Annotated in this window: 12 protein-coding genes; 7 read left to right on the top strand and 5 right to left on the bottom strand. The window is 41.6% G+C overall.

What is annotated here, in order from left to right; translation table 11 throughout:
* Positions 1-252: 252 nt before the first annotated feature.
* Positions 253-1,743, top strand: coding sequence for an amidase (locus H140_RS0106820; protein ID WP_019672917.1), 1,491 nt, complete (start codon positions 253-255; stop codon positions 1,741-1,743).
* 128 nt (positions 1,744-1,871) lie between these two features.
* Here the strand turns inward: H140_RS0106820 and H140_RS0106825 are convergent, their stop codons facing one another.
* A complete protein-coding gene (locus H140_RS0106825) occupies positions 1,872-3,269 on the bottom strand; it encodes a BaiN/RdsA family NAD(P)/FAD-dependent oxidoreductase (RefSeq protein ID WP_019672918.1) in 1,398 nt (465 codons plus the stop codon).
* Between the two features lie 709 nt (positions 3,270-3,978).
* On the opposite strand from H140_RS0106825, the gene acs reads away from it, so the two are divergent.
* Positions 3,979-5,937: an acetate--CoA ligase gene (gene acs / locus H140_RS0106830; protein WP_019672919.1), complete on the top strand. Its 1,959-nt coding sequence runs from the start codon at positions 3,979-3,981 to the stop codon at positions 5,935-5,937.
* Between the two features lie 120 nt (positions 5,938-6,057).
* Here acs and ribF read toward each other — a convergent pair whose 3' ends face one another.
* Positions 6,058-7,164, bottom strand: a complete 1,107-nt coding sequence (ribF, locus tag H140_RS0106835) for a riboflavin biosynthesis protein RibF (protein ID WP_019672920.1) — start codon at positions 7,162-7,164, stop codon at positions 6,058-6,060.
* 390 nt (positions 7,165-7,554) lie between these two features.
* On the opposite strand from ribF, the gene H140_RS14165 reads away from it, so the two are divergent.
* A complete protein-coding gene (locus tag H140_RS14165) occupies positions 7,555-8,133 on the top strand; it encodes a GNAT family N-acetyltransferase (protein ID WP_156819111.1) in 579 nt (192 codons plus the stop codon).
* Here H140_RS14165 and H140_RS0106845 read toward each other — a convergent pair.
* Entirely contained in the window at positions 8,123-9,754 is a 1,632-nt protein-coding gene (locus H140_RS0106845; protein ID WP_019672922.1) for a YihY family inner membrane protein, read from the bottom strand. The two genes, H140_RS14165 and H140_RS0106845, sit on opposite strands and share 11 nt — an antisense overlap.
* Before the next feature lie 290 nt (positions 9,755-10,044).
* Between H140_RS0106845 and wrbA the strand changes: the two genes are divergently transcribed.
* The 4 genes from wrbA (at position 10,045) to H140_RS0106865 (ending at position 14,786) form a co-directional block, all read left to right on the top strand.
* A complete protein-coding gene (gene wrbA, locus H140_RS0106850; protein WP_019672923.1) occupies positions 10,045-10,683 on the top strand; it encodes an NAD(P)H:quinone oxidoreductase in 639 nt (212 codons plus the stop codon).
* Positions 10,684-10,686: 3 nt separating this feature from the next.
* Positions 10,687-11,118 (top strand): hypothetical protein, encoded by a 432-nt coding sequence (locus tag H140_RS0106855; RefSeq protein WP_019672924.1) that lies wholly within the window; start codon positions 10,687-10,689, stop codon positions 11,116-11,118.
* A 380-nt stretch (positions 11,119-11,498) separates the two neighbouring features.
* Positions 11,499-12,506 carry a TAXI family TRAP transporter solute-binding subunit gene (locus H140_RS0106860; RefSeq protein WP_019672925.1) on the top strand — a complete coding sequence of 336 codons (1,008 nt, stop codon included), beginning with the start codon at positions 11,499-11,501 and terminating at the stop codon, positions 12,504-12,506.
* A gap of 150 nt (positions 12,507-12,656) precedes the next feature.
* Complete coding sequence (locus H140_RS0106865; protein ID WP_019672926.1) at positions 12,657-14,786, top strand: TRAP transporter permease; 2,130 nt, start codon at positions 12,657-12,659, stop codon at positions 14,784-14,786.
* A gap of 153 nt (positions 14,787-14,939) precedes the next feature.
* Here H140_RS0106865 and H140_RS0106870 read toward each other — a convergent pair whose 3' ends face one another.
* Both H140_RS0106870 and H140_RS0106875 read right to left on the bottom strand, forming a co-directional pair.
* Positions 14,940-15,656 carry a DUF3108 domain-containing protein gene (locus H140_RS0106870; protein WP_019672927.1) on the bottom strand — a complete coding sequence of 239 codons (717 nt, stop codon included), beginning with the start codon at positions 15,654-15,656 and terminating at the stop codon, positions 14,940-14,942.
* Between the two features lie 711 nt (positions 15,657-16,367).
* A complete protein-coding gene (locus H140_RS0106875) occupies positions 16,368-17,756 on the bottom strand; it encodes an NAD(P)(+) transhydrogenase (Re/Si-specific) subunit beta (RefSeq protein ID WP_026348912.1) in 1,389 nt (462 codons plus the stop codon).
* Positions 17,757-17,770: the final 14 nt, after the last annotated feature.

Raw genomic sequence — 17,770 nt, forward strand, 5'->3', positions numbered from 1 at the left:
GCCAAGCCTAATTCAGGTTTGGCTTTTTTTGTGTCTTTAGTATAAGCTAGCTTTGATATATATGATAACCCTTGATATATCGTTATACCTTTTCTGAAAAATAACAACCTATCTTTGTCAAACTCGCTAAACCTACTACTTGTAGCGTTTGCCCTCGTTTTCCTCGATATTTTAATTTTCAGATTTGGTATTATTTATCCTAAAAATACCACTATCCTAAAAATACCACACTTAACACAAGCAGAGGACGCTATGTTCAAAGAATATCCACAATATGATGCCATTGGATTGGCCCAGCTTATCAAAGCAGGTGACATTAGTGCCAAGCAAGCGTTAGAAGCTGCTATTTTTCAAGCCAATAAACGCAATCCTAAACTCAATGCCATTATCCACCGCTTTGATGAGCGTGCGTTTGCAGCTGCACAACAGGGTCTGCCTAATGGTGTGTTTAGCGGTGTGCCTTATTTATTAAAAGATTTAAACTTTTTGTTTGCCGGTGAACCACTAAAAATGGGCAGTCGCAGCGTGAATATCACGCCAGAACAAGACAGTGAGTTGGTCAGACGCATGCGAGCCACAGGGGTGAATACCTTTGGCAAAACCAATACGCCTGAGTTTGGACTGATTATTACCACTGAGCCTAAGTCTTTTGGCCCAACTCACAATCCATTTAAAAAAGGTTACAGTAGTGGCGGCTCATCAGGCGGTAGTGCCGCAGCAGTCAGCGCAGGTATTGTGCCGATGGCAGGTGCAGGTGATGGTGGTGGCTCGATTCGTTTTCCAGCAGCTTGGTGTGGTGTATTTGGCTTGAAGCCAAGTCGTGGACGCAACCCCAGTGGTCCATTATATGCAGAAGGTTGGGAAGGGGCGGTGGTCGATCATGTGATCACTCGGAGCGTCCGTGATAGTGCTGCCATGCTTGATGCCACAGCAGGTCGTGAAGTGGGATCGGCTTTTGTGACCGAAGTCTCTGCAAAAGATAGCTTTTTACAGGCGACAAAGCAGCCCAGTAAGCCGTTAAAGATTGCCATTATGCGTGAGCCTTTGTTCCCAGGTACGATTTTGGATAAAGAGGTATTGGCAGTATTGGACAAAACTTGTCAGCAGTTGGAGGATATGGGGCATACCCTAGATTATGCACAGCCACGAATTAACATTGATAGTATGTGGCGGGATTTTTTTACGGTGGTGTGTGCACATACCGCCTTTTTTGTTGATGACTTGGCACAGCGTCATGGCATACAGCAGGTGGCAAATTTGGAGCCACAAACCCGTAATATGGCGATGATAGGGCGCTCATTAAGTGTGCTTGATTTACTCAAAGCCAAGCAAGGCTGGCATGATGTGCAGTATCAAACTGGGCTGGTGCTTGAGCAATACGATATGATTTTGTGCCCGACAGTACCAACGCCAGCGGTTAAGCATGGGGTGTTGCCGCCAAGCCGTATTGATGAGCTATTGCTGAGTGTCACCGATGTGATTGAACGTGGCATCAATGTGGGCAAATGGATTTATAACTCAAGCTTGGTCGAGAAGCTCAGTGCACCTGTGCTCAGTAAGATGGCATTTACGACTTTGGGTAATGTCACAGGCTTGCCTTGTATGTCACTGCCGATGGGTATAAGTAGTAAAGGGCTGCCAATAGGTATGCAAGTGATTGGACGTATGAATGATGAGGCTGGCTTGTTTAGCTTGGCGGCAGATATTGAGCGTGCGGGGCTTTTTACGGAGCCAGCGATTTAATTTTGAATAATCAGATTTTAGGTTTAGAAATATTTAGATGGTCTGTCATACTAAATTTTAAAAAAGTGTGACAGACTTAATAGCAGAATATAGAACACCAGGTTGATATTGGTTTTTGATAATAATACCTAAACCACCTCACCACACGCCTTGCCACTGGCCCACGCCCACTGAAAGTTATAGCCGCCAAGCCAGCCAGTGACATCAAGCACCTCGCCGATAAAATACAAATTAGGCTGCAATTTACTCTCAAAGGTTTTCGATGATACAACATCGGTTGCCACACCGCCTCGAGTCACTTCCGCAGTGCGATAACCTTCTGTACCTGAAGGCTTGAGCGTCCAGTTATTAATATGATCGCCAATAGAGGACAGATCGTCATCTTTGATATTGGCAAGCTCCATATCCTTGAAAGCTGCCCAGTGTAAATCTTGTAATGCCAATAATAGTTTTTTCGGGAAGTATTCGGCTAAGACACTGCGTACTTTTTGCTTTGGATGTTCTGCCTTGGCTGATATTAATAAGCCTGTAACGTCTATATTTGGGATTAGATTGATATGAATGTTTTCGCCCACTTCCCAGTAGTTAGATAACTGCAACATGGCAGGGCCAGACAAGCCTCGGTGGGTAAATAACATTGGACGTGCAAAAGCTATACGCTCATTAAAGGCTAGCACATCCAAGCTAATCCCTGCTAAAGAAGCAATAACTTCACCAACCTTATCAGTAAAGGTAAAAGGTACCAAGCCTGCTGATGTCGGATATATCTTATGACCAAACTGTTCTGCAACCTCATAACCAAACCCAGTCGCGCCCATGGTAGGAATAGATAGACCTCCAGTAGCGATAACCAGCGAGTGGCATTGGATTATGCCTTTTGAGGTCTCTACAATAAATCTTGATGCATTATTATTTTGTGGATTTTGTGACAAAGGTTTGATGGCTGTGATGCTTGTTTTTAATTGAATCTTAACCCCAGCTTGAGTACACTCTTCAAGCAATACATTTAGAATATCTTTTGAGGAATTGTCACAAAACAGCTGTCCATAATCCCGCTCATGATAAGCGACACTGTATTTTTCAATCAAACCGATAAATTCCCATGGGTTATAACGGATCAAAGCGGACTTGCAGAAGTGTGTATTATTGCCGATAAAGTTTTCGGGCTCGACGACATAGTTAGTAAAGTTACAGCGACCGCCACCAGACATTAGAATTTTTTTTCCAGGCTTATTGGCATGGTCAATGACCAATACTGAGCGGCCACGCTGTCCAGCAGTAAAGGCACAATATAATCCTGATGCACCAGCGCCTATGATGAGAACATCGACAGTGTTTACTGGGTGCTTATTTTTGATTGCTGATTGTGAGTGATGTGACGTTAAGCTGTTACTAGTGTTTAAGTTATGACTACTGTTTAAGTTATGACTACTGTTTAAGCTTTGACTACTGTTTAAGTTATGACTACTGTTTAAGCTATGACTAATAAGGGTTGAGTGGTTTGAGTTTGAGTGCTGTTTTGGCATATTTATATTGCTTACTAAAGATGTGTATTATGGTTTGTGAGGATTGAATTGATTAGGATATCTAGGTTTAAAGAAAAATTTATCTCAATTTTTCTTACGAAGATGACTGTTCAACATACCCTAATGGGCTGTATTTTTTTATTTACAGGCTATTTGTCTCTGCTTTAGAAGCTGTTGGAGATTGAGCCAATCAGAATATTGCTAAGATGGGCGATAGTTGAAGACAAAACAACCGTTTACAAGAGTATTAAAATTTAGTACAACTAATATTGAGCTATCAATAAATAGATAACCATCACAAAGCAAGGGTATGCTGCGTATTCTATTATATCTATACCTTTTCTGAAAAATAATCTATCTTTGTCAAACTCGCTAAACCTACTACTTGTAGCGTTTGCACACGTTTTCCTCGATATCTTAGTTTTCAGATTTGGTATTAGCTAGGTAGCTAGGGATAGGTTCAGGTTAGTTATTAGCTATTAAGTTAGCTATTAGGTGTTAAGGTTAGCAGTAGCAACTTTGTCGAATTACTTTTGTCATGGCGTTATTGATAGTTATGCTGTTATTGATAGTTATCACTTGTCATATGATACCACTGATTGGCAGAAGTTACAGTTAAGCAACGCCTGAATCAACACTTAGTGTTAACAGTGAGCAGTAGTAACGCTTAGAGTAAAAGACGTAATCATCATAAAAAGGACTTTATGTTATGAAAAGATATCCAATTAGCCGTGAATTTTCCACGCAAGCCAATACCACCGCTGAACGGTATTTACAAACCTATCAACAGTCAATCGAGTCACCAGAAGCAAATGAGGTCTTTTGGGCGCAGCGTGCTGAGTTGATTGATTGGATCAAAAAGCCAACTAAGATCAAAAATGTCAACTATGATTTAGATGACTTTACCATCAAATGGTATGAAGATGGTGAGCTTAATGTTTCTGTGAATTGCTTAGATCGTCATCTGCGTAATAATCCGTATAAACCAGCCATTATCTGGGAGGGTGATCATCCCTCACTACACAAAATTATATCTTTTAAGGCATTACACGCTGAAGTATGTCGTCTAGGTAATGCCATGCGTAAAATTGGTATTGGTAAAGGTGATCGGGTGGTGCTGTATTTGCCTATGGTGCCTGAAGCGGTGGTATCTATGCTCGCTTGTGCCCGTATCGGCGCTATTCATACGGTAGTATTTGGTGGGTTTTCAGCAGAGAGCTTGGCCAGTCGTATTGTTGATAGTCAGGCTAAGTTGATTATTACTGCTGATGAGGGCGTACGTGGCGGTAAGTATAGTCCTTTAAAGGTCAATGTTGATCGGGCATTGGATGTGGATGGTACTCATTGCGTGGAGCGAGTGATTGTGGTACACCGTACTGGTAACTCTGTGCCGATGAGTGGGCGCCGTGATGTATGGTATCACAGTCTGATTGATAACTCGCATGAAGACTGTCCACCTGAGCCAATGAATGCTGAAGATCCTTTATTTTTATTATATACCTCAGGGTCCACTGGTAAGCCAAAAGGAGTGGTGCATAGCACAGGAGGCTATATTACCTATGTGTTATCAAGCTTCATTGATGTGTTTGATGTCAAAGAGGAAGATGTGTTTTGGTGTACTGCCGATGTTGGCTGGATTACTGGACATAGCTATGTTACCTACGGGCCATTGGCCAATGGTACGACGACACTGATATTTGAAGGTGTGCCACAATATCCAACTTGGGCTCGTATTGGTCAAATAGTCGATAAGCACAATGTCAGTATTTTATATACAGCGCCAACAGCGATTCGAGCGATGATGAAAGAAGGTGATGCTTATGTACGTCAGTCAAATCGCTCAAGTCTACGTTTACTGGGAACGGTGGGTGAACCAATTAACCCTGAAGCATGGGATTGGTATTATCAGGTTGTTGGTGAAGGTCGCTGTCCAATTGTCGATACCTGGTGGCAGACAGAGACAGGTGGCATCTTAATGGCACCATTACCCAATACGGTAGAGATGAAACCAGGCGCAGCGATGAACCCTCTGTATGGTATCAAGCCAGCGATTGTTGACTCTGATGGTCATGCGCTAGAAGATGCTGCTGCCGGAAACTTAATCATCACCGAGGGGTGGCCTGGACAGATGCGTACCATTTATGGTGATCATCAACGTTTTTTAGAGACCTATTACACCACATATCCTGGTAGCTACTTTACTGGGGATGGTGCATTAAGAGATGAAGATGGTCATTACTGGATTACTGGGCGTGTTGATGATGTATTAAATGTCTCAGGTCATCGTATTGGTACTGCTGAGATTGAAAGCGCTTTGGTTTCACATCCTGCTGCTGCAGAGACCGCCATCGTAGGTATGCCGCATGACTTAAAAGGCGAGGGCGTTTGTGCCTATGTTATATTAAAGCATGGTGAAGAGGATAGTGCCAGATTGCGTGCCGCCTTAAATCTGCATGTGCGTCATGAGATTGGACCGATTGCAAACTTGGATGCTATCTATATTGTAGAGGCACTGCCTAAGACCCGTTCTGGTAAGATTATGCGACGCATTTTACGTAAGTTGGCTGCGGGCGAGTTTGATGGACTCGGCGATTTATCTACCTTAGCTGATGATAGTGTGATTGAACAACTGATTGCTAGGGTTAAGCTGGAGCAAGCAAGCCAGTGACTGTTTTTACCATCCGTGACAGCACTCTCAACTTATGAGAGATTGGGTTAGACTCGCTAAGCCTACCTCTAGACTAGAGAGCGCTTACGGATTAAAGAGCACTAGGCTTTGCTTGGTGCTCTAGTCTGGCTTGGTATCGATACGGATACTAGTGCGCCAAGCGATCAAATCCTGCACATCCTGTCTAATGCCAGCTTTTAGTGCTTCTAGCCCATCATATTTTCGTTCAGGATGCAAATGGTGCAAAAACCTGACGCTTAGCGTTTTGCCATATAAATTGCCTGAAAACTGTGGAAAAAACACCTCAAGACGCCACTCATGTGGCTTATCAATGGTAGGGCGGATGCCAATATTAGCAGTACCAAAAAGGCTTGAGGGTCGTAGGCCTGCAATGCCATATTGCTCATCTTGTGCTATTTGTTGAAAGCTATCTTTAACTGTTTTTCCATCTTCATCCAAGATCACTACATCCACACCAAACACCCCATGTAGAGCAGGGCGGACGCGATTAATCTCAATATTGGCGGTTGGGAAGTCTAAAGTACGACCAATTTTATCGCCACCAACTACCTTGCCTGTCATGCTGTAATCTCGGTTAAGTAATCGATTGGCATTGGCCAAGTCACCTACTGCGAGTAGCTCGCGGATACGGGTTGAACTGATGCGGTTATCTATTTGTTCTGCTTGGTTAGAAATGCTATCGTTTTTGGCTGTATCTGTGTTTTTGGCTGTATCTGTAATGGTATGCAAGTTGGTCACTGGTAACCCATAACCCCGTAAAAACTCACTGTCACCAGTTCGGTCATGACCAAACTTAAAATCATCACCGAGTACTAAGGATCTGACATTAAGCTTGGTCGTGAGCAAATCTGCAAACTCAGTAGCAGATAGTGAGCGAAATGCCTCATCAAACTTAGCGACAATAACAGTATCTATGCCAAGTTCGGCAAATAAAGCCAACTTCTCGTCTTGAGATGTCAGGCGAGCAGGCGCCAGCTGTGGTTCTCCCTTTAGCTGTGCAAAATACTCACGTGGCTGAGGCTCAAAAATCATTATCATGGCTGCCAAGTTTTGTTCATTAGCCGTGATTTGAAGTTGCTTTAGCATGGCTTGATGACCTAGATGTACACCATCAAAGTTTCCTATTGTCAGGGCGCTGGCTTGATTCAGTGCGTCATGAGTTGCGAGCGTATTAAGTTGGTTTAAGTCTAAAAATATTGTTTTCATAAAGCCTTGTTTATAAACATCATAAAGGGGTATAGAAAAGGGTATAAGGATGTATGGTTGTCTGGATTCGCCAGTCTATGCTAGGACGTGTCTTTAATTCATGCAATGACCTTAAAGTGGATAAGCTAATAAATAGCAAAATCATGTTATACGACATTAACTAAATAGGTTAATTCTATACAGCCTCTATTTGTCATTTATCCTTGTTGATCATAAGGTATGAATTATAGCGATAAAATAAGCCTATTATAATGTAAAATGAGCAATAACGATGCCCAAAATCATAACCGCCCGCTTTATTAGGAAATAAAACTGATGTCACTAGGCGATGAGCAAGACAATAAACAAGACAATAGAACTCAGTTCAAGGGTAAAAAGTCCACAACTAAAATGTATAGAGCGAAAATAGTTAGTGGAACAAAATATAGTATTGTCAAAGCACAGGCTCTGGATCTCGAGCAGATAGTAAAGATTTATAACCAAAGTATCTTGACAAAAAAAGCCACCGCTGATTTAACACCAGTGAGTATCAAAGATAGACAGGTCTGGTTTGATACACATCAGCAACGCCCAGAGCGTCCTATTTATGTCATCAAAAATCAAGATGATCAGGTGATGGCTTGGGGCTGTTTTAGTGATGTCAAAGATCGCTCTGCTTATCATATTAGTGCTGAGATCAGCATCTATGTACATTCAAGCTTTCAGCGTCGTGGCTTGGCCAGTCATTTATTACAATGGATGTTGGATCAAGCGCCTGAGCTGGGTATCTATAATATTCTGGCGCTAATCTTTGCTCATAATGAACCGAGCCTTGCTTTATTTAGCAATTTTGGATTCACCATTTGGGGTAAGCTACCACAAGTATGCGATATGCAAACCTTTATTGCCGATATTGTCATTATGGGTAAGCAACTTGCCGCATCCACAAATATCGTAGATGCAGAGGGTGTTGAGCCCATTAATCATTAGACTTTTTTGGATTATCTTCTTCTGTAATTAAGGGTTGGTTGTGGTGGTGTGACAAAATACCGCTAAACAGTCCAGTTTTTTTATTTTCTTTTGTTTTTTCCTCAGTTTTAGGCGCTATGGTTGGTTCTGAGTGAGGCGATGTTAAGTCTGCGTCTGAAGGAATAATCGCTTCTTTATTACTGTTATCAGTGACCACTTTTTCTTTGGCATCAAAGGATTCTGCTGAAGTCTGGTCATGATTTTCATTACTGTCTTTGGTTGCAGTTGATTTTTTATTATCAATCACCTTGTTAGCGACACTAAGTTCAGACTTGCTATTAGCATTAGCTTGGTCATTATTAGCAAATAAGCTATGGTGTTCACCTGTGGCATGACTTTGATTAAAAATAGTCGCCAATGGGATATCCAGCTCTTGACGTACATAGGCTTCTGTATGCTCTAGGCGAGTTAGTAGCTGCTGCAATCCAGGTTGGGTGGCATTTAGTTTAATATCGTCTAACTCATTTTTGATCGGTAGCGGGTAAGGTAGAGTGCGATAAAAGTCCCATAAAGTTAGATTATGCAAGTCTTTTTTTAGGACATACTCACCGTTAGCCGTCACAGTTATCAAGTCGCATTGGCGCAAATAATTTAAGTAAGTAAACCATTTAGGTAGCTCTTTGCGACCCAATACATCTCGTAGCTCTTGCTCCTTGGTACATTGACCTTGCTGATAACGTTCATGTAACAAATTAAGCATGTCTAGCAGACTGATTAAAGGATGACGAGGATGTACTTCACTACTGGCAAAGATGGTCAAAGTATAGCTAATCTCAACACCCAATAAAATCAGGTTCCATGACATATAGATCCACAATAGTAGGATAGGGAAGGCAGCAAACGCACCATAGATGGCCTCATAACTGGTGAAATTACTCATCACCACACCAAATACGTGTCTTAATAATTCAAATACGACTGCGACAAACACCCCTGCAATGGCCGCTGTTTTTACTGGTACCCTTGCTTTGGGAATAAACCAGTACATACCGATAAAACCAGCAACGGTCACTGCAAAAGAGATAAGTTGTACCCAAAATGACCAGTCAATGCCATAGCCAGCAACTTGTTTATTTAGTAAGCTTAAGCTTTGTACTGTGCTTGAAGCAATAAAGGCAGTACCTAAAACTAAAGGACCTAAAGTAATGATGGTCCAATAACGCAAAATACTTTTTAGTCCACCTGAGCGCTCCTCAACACGCCAGATTTGGTTAAACGCCCGCTCAATGGTAGTTAAGGTCATGATGGTAGTCACAAAAAGCACCATCGCGCCAATGGCAGTTAAGTTGCTTGATTTTTCTGCAAAGTTATTTAGATACTCACTGACTTGCAAGCTAGATTGGGGCAGTAAGTTTGAATAAATAATTTGAGATATCTGTTCACGCACAGACTCTAGTGCAGGCACGGAAGATAAGATCATCAGTAGCACTGTTAAGATCGGCACGATAGATAGCATGGTGGTATAGGTCAAGGATGCCGCTTTCTGCTGACAGTTGTCCTCTAAAAAATGACGTACCAAAAAGCGTAAAAAACTAAACCAAGTCTGGTCGTAAAAAGGAAGTTTTTTGAGTAATTTTTCCATAGTGGCTAGATGTGAGTTATGAAAAGAAACGTTAGTTTAACAAAAATTGTCATACTAATTGTGATGTTTGTTTGTGTCAAAGTGATATGATAAGGGTCATATGCTAACAATGAGTGGCAAACACGCAGATTGTGCTAGCTGTTAAGTCGTCTTAAGAGGTATTGACGCCTTAGATTATTATTAGTCATGAATAAAGTCATAAAGCAGCCATTCAGATTAAGTACTAGGGACAATACGCCCCTCAAATTTTATCCATTTTTATCAATGTCTAACTTGGAGATAGTAAGTCGATGACAGCTCAAACGGTAAGTTCAACCTCGAATTCATCAAATTATGTACTGGTATTGTATTACTCTCAACATGGTACCACTAAAGAATTGGCATACGCCATTGCTCAAGGGATTGAAGATACGGGTATGATTGCCCGTATTCGCACAGTGCCTACCATAGCGACTGAGACCACAGAGATTAAGCCTGTCATACCTGATGAAGGCGACTTATATTGTACCATGGCGGACTTAAAAAACTGTGCAGGCTTAGCACTAGGTAGTCCTACCCATTTTGGCAATATGGCGGGTGCTATGAAACATTTTTGGGATAATACGGTCACTTTATGGCTGGCTGGTAATTTACAAAACAAACCAGCCTGTGTGTTTACCAGTACGGGCTCGATGCACGGCGGTCAAGAAACGACCTTGTTTACAATGATGATCCCTCTATTGCACCATGGAATGATGATAGTAGGCTTACCCTATGCCAATCCAGAGTTGGGTCGTACCAATCGTGGTGGCACTCCTTATGGCGCAACGCATGTTAGTGGCACAGCTCATGACCACCCCATGAGTCAAGATGAGCGCGCCTTAGCGGTTGCCCAAGGTAAGCGTATTGCTCAAGCTGCCAAAGCACTGTCCCAGACCAAGTGGTCTTAGATTATGGCAAAAAAACAAAAAATAGATAGGCATAGCCCAGAGAATCTAACAGCCATCACGCAAATGCAATCTAAGCTGCGTCTGGGTTGGCTGTTATGGCTATGTTACCGAGGTTTTGGCTTGCCTATTTTATTAAGCTTATTCCTGCCAACGGCACCTGATGTTGTGGGCGGAGTAGCTTGGCATCTGCTGTGGTTGATACCTGCATTGGTTGTTAGTCCTTGGATGCTCATGGGTAGATCTGCTTATGCGCTATTGATAAGCAGTATGTTGACCTTGGTGTATTTGGGCGCCAGTGGTGTGACCTTATTTGCTAGGTTGTATGACAGTGGTATTAGTGTGCTGTGGGTCTATTTGTTGGATACTGCCTTATTACTATTGACCAATGTGTGGTTGTTTAAGTTGTTAAAACGCTTGCCATCAATGAATGGCTAGCAACCAATCTTTCACAAGATAGCTATTTTTACACAAAAATGAAATTTTCTTTAAACTTAGATTACTATTCAACACATGAAGTGAATTTTCAATAGCTCTTTGTCAAGATAAATGTGGACTTGTGTATAAAATTATCATAATATAGGTAGATTGAAACTAATTGTTATTAATTGTATCTTTTATTATATCAAGTTATATTTATTTATATTAAGTATTTATATCAAGGTATATGAGGTCCAGTCTTGTTTTACCTTATCAAGCAAGATATTGAACTGGCTGAATGGATGCGACAGCGTTAATAATCTAATCACAGGCAACTTAGTTTTTTGTTTTTTATATTCAAATTAAGTTCAAGATTTGACCAACTAGGATGGTTTTCCATGAAATTACTTCCCTCATTAACTGCAATGGCGCTTGGCCTTTGCGTAATCACTGGCTGTTCACAATCAACTGACGAAACTGCAAAAGGCGGCGACGCAGCCGCTGGTGCAACTAAGTTTATGACCATAGGCACAGGTGGGGTGACTGGAACTTATTATCCCACTGGCGGTGCTATCTGTCGTATGGTAAAAGCAGCCGAGTCTCCTATTCGTTGTTCAGTTGAGTCAACAGGTGGCTCTGTCTATAACGTCAATACCATTAAAGCTGGTGAGTTAGATTTTGGTATTAGTCAAAGCGATACCGCCTACCAAGCCTTTAAAGGTGAAGGTAAATTCAGCGACGCACCTGTGCCAGAGTTGCGCAGTGTTTTGGCTATTTATCCAGAGCTACTATCACTCATTGTTCGCAAAGATGCTGGTATCGAAAAGCTTGAAGATGTGAAAGGCAAAAGAATTAACGTAGATGTACCAGGAAGTGGCAACCGTATGACTGCCGAAGCGGTCTTTGCAGCAAGTGGTATAAGTCTAGATGATCTAGCTTTTGCAAATGAGTTGAAGGCATCTGAAGGCCCAACCATGCTAAAAGATAAAAAAGTAGATGGTTATTTTTATATGGTAGGACACCCAACTGCTAATATTAAAGATGCTGCTAATTCAGTAGCAATTAACCTAGTGCCAATCGAGGGCGCTGGTGTTGATAAGCTCGTTGCAGAAAATCCATATTACGCCAAAGGCACTATTTTAGCTGAATATTACGAAGGCGTGGAGCAAGATATTCCAAGCATTGGTGTTAAGGCGGTGTTGGTTACCCGTGAAGATATGGCAGAGGATGCGGTAACTACTATTACCAAAGCAGTACTTGATAATTTTGATGAGTTCAAAGAGTCACATCCTGCTTATAAAAATATTACCAAAGAGTCATTGCTTGAAGGCTTAGCTGTACCTCAGCATCCAGCTGCTGCTGCGGTATTTGAAGAAGCTGGTATTGTTGCAGCCAATGCACAATAGTCTATAAAAATAAATGGCTTGTGAGCAAATGAGTTGATAAATAATGATAAGCACAGGTTGATTAACTTGTGCTTATTTTTTTGCAGTGACAAGTTTATTTTTATGCGTGCCGATGTTGTAGAACAATAGACTGCTTTAAGGAGAATTTCAATGACTAATAAGACTAATGTTAAGGATAATAACTCACCGCCAGATCCAGATTTTATTCCAGAAATGGGTAATGTTGATAGCGCAGATGTATTGGAGGGTAAGCGGGTATTACCAGTCAATTCATTTGGATATAAACTTATTGGCTTGATTGCTTTTTTTTGGTCTTTTTTCCAATTGTATGTGGTGCTACTGCCAGTTAATGATGTCTTTGTGCGCTCAATTCACTTAGCTTTTGCGCTGGTATTGACCTTCTTTATGTATCCTATGTTCCGTACCAAGCGTACCATGAGTAGTATCCCACTGTGGAACTATGCACTGGCAATTGTCGCAGCGGTAACGTCTTTGTACATCTTTATTTTTTATGATGCGCTTAATGCGCGTTCTGGTGCTTGGTTACCGATAGATGTTTGGGCAGCCATTGTTGGCATTATTTTATTGTTAATGGCATCACGCCGAGCACTGGGCCCAGCATTAGCTATTATTGCTATTATCTTCCTGGGGTATGTGAAATTTGGTCAGTTAATGCCTGATATGATATCTCACCAAGGCGCCAGTATTAATAAGATGATGGGTCAGATGTTCTTGACCACAGAGGGTATCTTTGGGGTGCCACTTGGAGTAAGTGCCAGCTATGTTTTTTTATTTGTGCTGTTTGGTGCATTATTAGAACGTGCTGGTGCGGGGAAGTATTTTATTGATTTGGCCTATGCCGCTTTAGGACGTTATGATGGTGGACCAGCAAAAGCCTCAGTGGCTGCCTCAGGGATGATGGGTATCATCTCTGGATCCTCTATCGCTAACACAGTAACCACTGGTACCTTTACCATTCCATTAATGAAGCGCCTTGGCTTTCCAGGGCATAAGGCAGCATCTGTCGAAGTGGCAGCCTCTACCAATGGACAGTTGATGCCACCGATCATGGGGGCAGCTGCTTTTATTATCGCTGAGTTTTTGGGAATGGATTATGCGGGGGTAATTATGGCTGCCGCTATTCCTGCCTTTGTCAGCTATATTGCGCTATTTTATATTGTTCACTTAGAAGCTAAAAAACTTGGCATTAAGGGCGAAGCCAAAGATAGACTACCAAAAGTGTGGTCAGTATTCGTAAGTGGGTTACACTTTTTGTTGCCAGTATTTTATTTGATGTACACTTTGGTTGTATTGCGCATGTCGCCACAGAGAGCGGCGTTTAACGGCATTATGGTATTGATGGCGATTATGATAGTGCAGCCTTTTATTAAGTCGCTTTATGCCAAGCAAGGACTAAATCCGATTCACAATGTGCAAACAGCCATTAGTGATATTGGTGCTGGTATGATTAATGGTGCCAAAAATATGGTACCTATTGCCGTAGCAACTGGTGTGGCTGGTATCGTGGTCGGGTCGGTTACCATTACTGGTATTGGACTTATCTTAGCAGATGTGATTGAGGTGCTATCGGGTGGCTACATCTTTGCAGTGTTAGCATTAACTGCTGTGGTATCGTTAGTCTTAGGTATGGGGCTGCCAACCACGGCTAACTATATCGTTATGGCTTCTTTGACAGCGCCTGTTATCCTTGGTTTAAGTGGTGATTTAGGCTACTTAGTACCAGCAATTGCAGCACACTTATTTGTCTTTTATTTTGGTATCTTAGCTGATGATACCCCCCCTGTTGGTATGGCTGCTTATGCCGCTGCGGGTATTGCTAAGTCGGATCCTATAAAGACGGGGTTACAAGGTTTTGCCTATGATATTCGAACCGCTATATTACCGTTTATGTTCTTTTTTAATAGTAAGCTGTTGTTAATTGAGGGTGTGGATCCAAGTAATCCAAAAGATCCCTCGGGCTGGCAGTGGATTAGTAACCCATTAGAAATCGTATTAATTTTTGCAACAGCCGTATTAGGGATGTTGGCATTTTCTTCTGCTACCCAGCGCTGGATACGGGTCAAAACCAATTGGCTAGAAGTGGTGCTACTGATTATTGTTACTGTGTTTTTGATGGTTCCAAACTTGGTTCAAGGTTGGTTGCATTTGCCGCATGAGTATGTCAGTTATGCTATTGGAATCAGTTTGTATGCGGTTATTTATTGGTGGCAGATACAACGTCAAAATAAGCAAAGCCTGGGTAATAAGCTGGCAGCTTAAAGTAGCTGGTGTTTTAACTGAGGCTTTGACTTATGTCTAGACCGAAGCTTTGTCTGATGTTTTGAATGATTCAATTGCTAAACTGATATAAACCCATATAGAAACCTCATTCAGTCATAAACTGAATGAGGTTGTTTTTTGGACTAAGCGTTTTTAACGAACTTTAGTTAATGCCATCTCAATCACTTTACCATCATCATCTTGTACCATCTTAATTGGTAGATAGTTTAGGCTCGGTGCTAACCAAAAGCTAGTCTTACGATCTTTGTCATCGTGGACTCGATCGACACGAACTGTATCATAAGTACCTGCAGGAACCGTTATTTTGACATTGCCCACGCGTCTAAATGGTGTTTTTTCAATTTTATCTTTTTTGACCATGTAATAGTTGCCAGTAAACTTACCTGTTAACAAATCTTGCCTGATTTGAGCTTCTAAACTCAAGTCATCATAAGCAACTGCTGATGAGGATAAATTATGAGTTTTACCGCGATAAGTACTGGACACTCGTTTGCCTGAATTGCTAAAGCTCATATCGTGGGTACGACCGATACCAAACAAGCGATATGATGTACTGGCTTTGCTTGGAATAATGGTATTGCCACTTAATGAAAAAATACTGCTTTGATTGGCGGTAGCCACACCAGCAACACGAGCATTGACTTTATAGGTCCAGTTATTACCTGACTTGGTTAAAGTGCGGGTACCTGTTCCTTTGTATTTGTTTTCAACAGTGAAGGTATAGTCAGCAGTAGAGGGCGCTAGTGCCGTAGATGCTAGAGAAACACTTGACGCAACAGTCGCTGCCGCGGCAAGTCCAATACCAGTCGCTATCTTTGAGCTTTTAATATTTTTTAACATATTTAACATGATAGGTATTCCTTAATTTATTCATTAAATGTCGTATTTTTTAGGATGGTTTTAGGGTTTGTTGAATAGTCATCTTCGGATAAAAAATTTAGCCTTTTTTTCGTGTAAAAATAAATAAACGAAAATGAAACTTTTCTTTAAGTCTAAATGGCTATTAATCATATGTGATGAATGTTCAATAGATCCTATATTTAGTTTTATATATTTTACTCGCAACTGTTAGCATCGGCTGTGGCTTTAGCCCAACATACTTGGTTAAAAGATACGATTTTCTGGGCTAAAACGCAGCCGATATTGTGTTTTAATAAAATGAAGACACGTCCTAGCCATTATGTAACGATTATTTAGTCATTTAACTATTTATAATAACTATTTATAAACAACTAACTATTTATAAACAGCAACATAGCGACTGACATCATTTGTTTGTTAGCCGCTACTATACCTTATATATGGTCATACTTTGTTACATTTCCAAGGGTGGTCTTGAAGGTGTTTTGTTAGTAATTCTTTCTAACAGGCTGAGTTAGGACAAGCTTAGTTACATAACTTGTTTCTCAAGTGACTTTTGTATTAGGGCAGTGTTAATTCAAAAAATAGGGTGAATAAAAAAAGACAACCGAAGCTGTCTTTTTACGAATGAGTTATGAGAGATTCATTACTAACTCACTCATTAACTAACTCACTCACTAACGAATAATAGTATGACTGTTAATGGCCACCACCGTTAATTGTTCGCACCATCTCTTCCACCATTTTTTTGGCATCACCAAAGATCATCATGGTCTTGTCTAAATAAAATAGTGGGTTATCAAGTCCAGCATAGCCAGTGCTCATTGAGCGCTTGATAACCATAACGGTTTGTGCTTTCGAAGCCTCTAAAATAGGCATCCCAAAAATCGGTGAGGTTGGGTCGTCTTTGGCAGATGGGTTGACCACATCGTTTGCGCCAATGACTAGTACCACATCTGTACTTGGAAAGTCTGAGTTGATCTCATCCATTTCCAAAATATCATCATAAGGCACATCCGCTTCTGCTAATAGAACGTTCATATGACCTGGCATACGACCCGCCACAGGATGAATCGCAAAGCGCACGTTAACACCCTCTGATTTTAATAGCTCATACAGCTCTTTTACTGCATTTTGCGCACGACCTTGTGCCATACCATAACCTGGAACGATGATGACGTCGCTGGCATTGCTCATCAAGAAGCCTGCATCTTCGGCAGAGCCTGATTTGTAGGTCTTAGGCGCACCATCATCATCACCTGAAGCAGCGGCTGCAGTTCCCATACCACCAAATAGTACATTGATCAAAGAGCGGTTCATCGCTTTACACATAATATAAGATAGGATGGCACCAGATGAGCCCACTAATGAGCCAGCAATGATGAGCATCGAGTTACCAAGTGTAAATCCGATACCAGCTGCTGCCCAACCAGAAAATGAATTTAGTAAGGATACAACGACTGGCATATCGCCACCACCGATAGGGGCAATCCACATCCAGCCAAATATAACAGCAAGAACGGTCATGGCGTAAAACGCTGGCATAGATTCAGTGGTAAAGTAAATGCCACCAAAGGCAATCATGGCGACAAACAAGATCAGTTGTACAGGCTTAACCCAGCCACCAGTGACGGTTTTCGCCCATTTTTTGGCTGCAAGTTTACCAAAGGCAAACACAGACGCTGAGAAGGTAATGGCACCAATAAAGCAGCCGATAAACAGCTCGATACGGGCAATGGTACTATGTTCATGACCTGTATGTAACACAGTTGCTAGCGCAATCGCTACTGCGGCTAGACCGACAAAAGAGTGCATTAACGCAACTGTTTCTGGCATTTGAGTCATAGCAACGGTTTTTGCTTTCCACATTCCGACAATAGCGCCTAAAGCCATTGCGCCTATGATCAGCCACAGTACAGGGCCTTCAGCTAAGAAGAAAGTAGTCAATACGGCAATCGCCATCGCTGCCATACCAAAGCGGTTACCACGAATTGCAGTTTTTGGGCTAGACAGTCCACGTAGGGTTAGAATAAATAAAATCGCACCAATCAAATAAAACCAGTCAGCATGTGCGGCAATCCAATTCATTTGTGCTAAATCTG

It is taken from the genome of Psychrobacter lutiphocae DSM 21542 (assembly GCF_000382145.1).
In the GTDB taxonomy this organism is placed as follows: domain Bacteria; phylum Pseudomonadota; class Gammaproteobacteria; order Pseudomonadales; family Moraxellaceae; genus Psychrobacter; species Psychrobacter lutiphocae.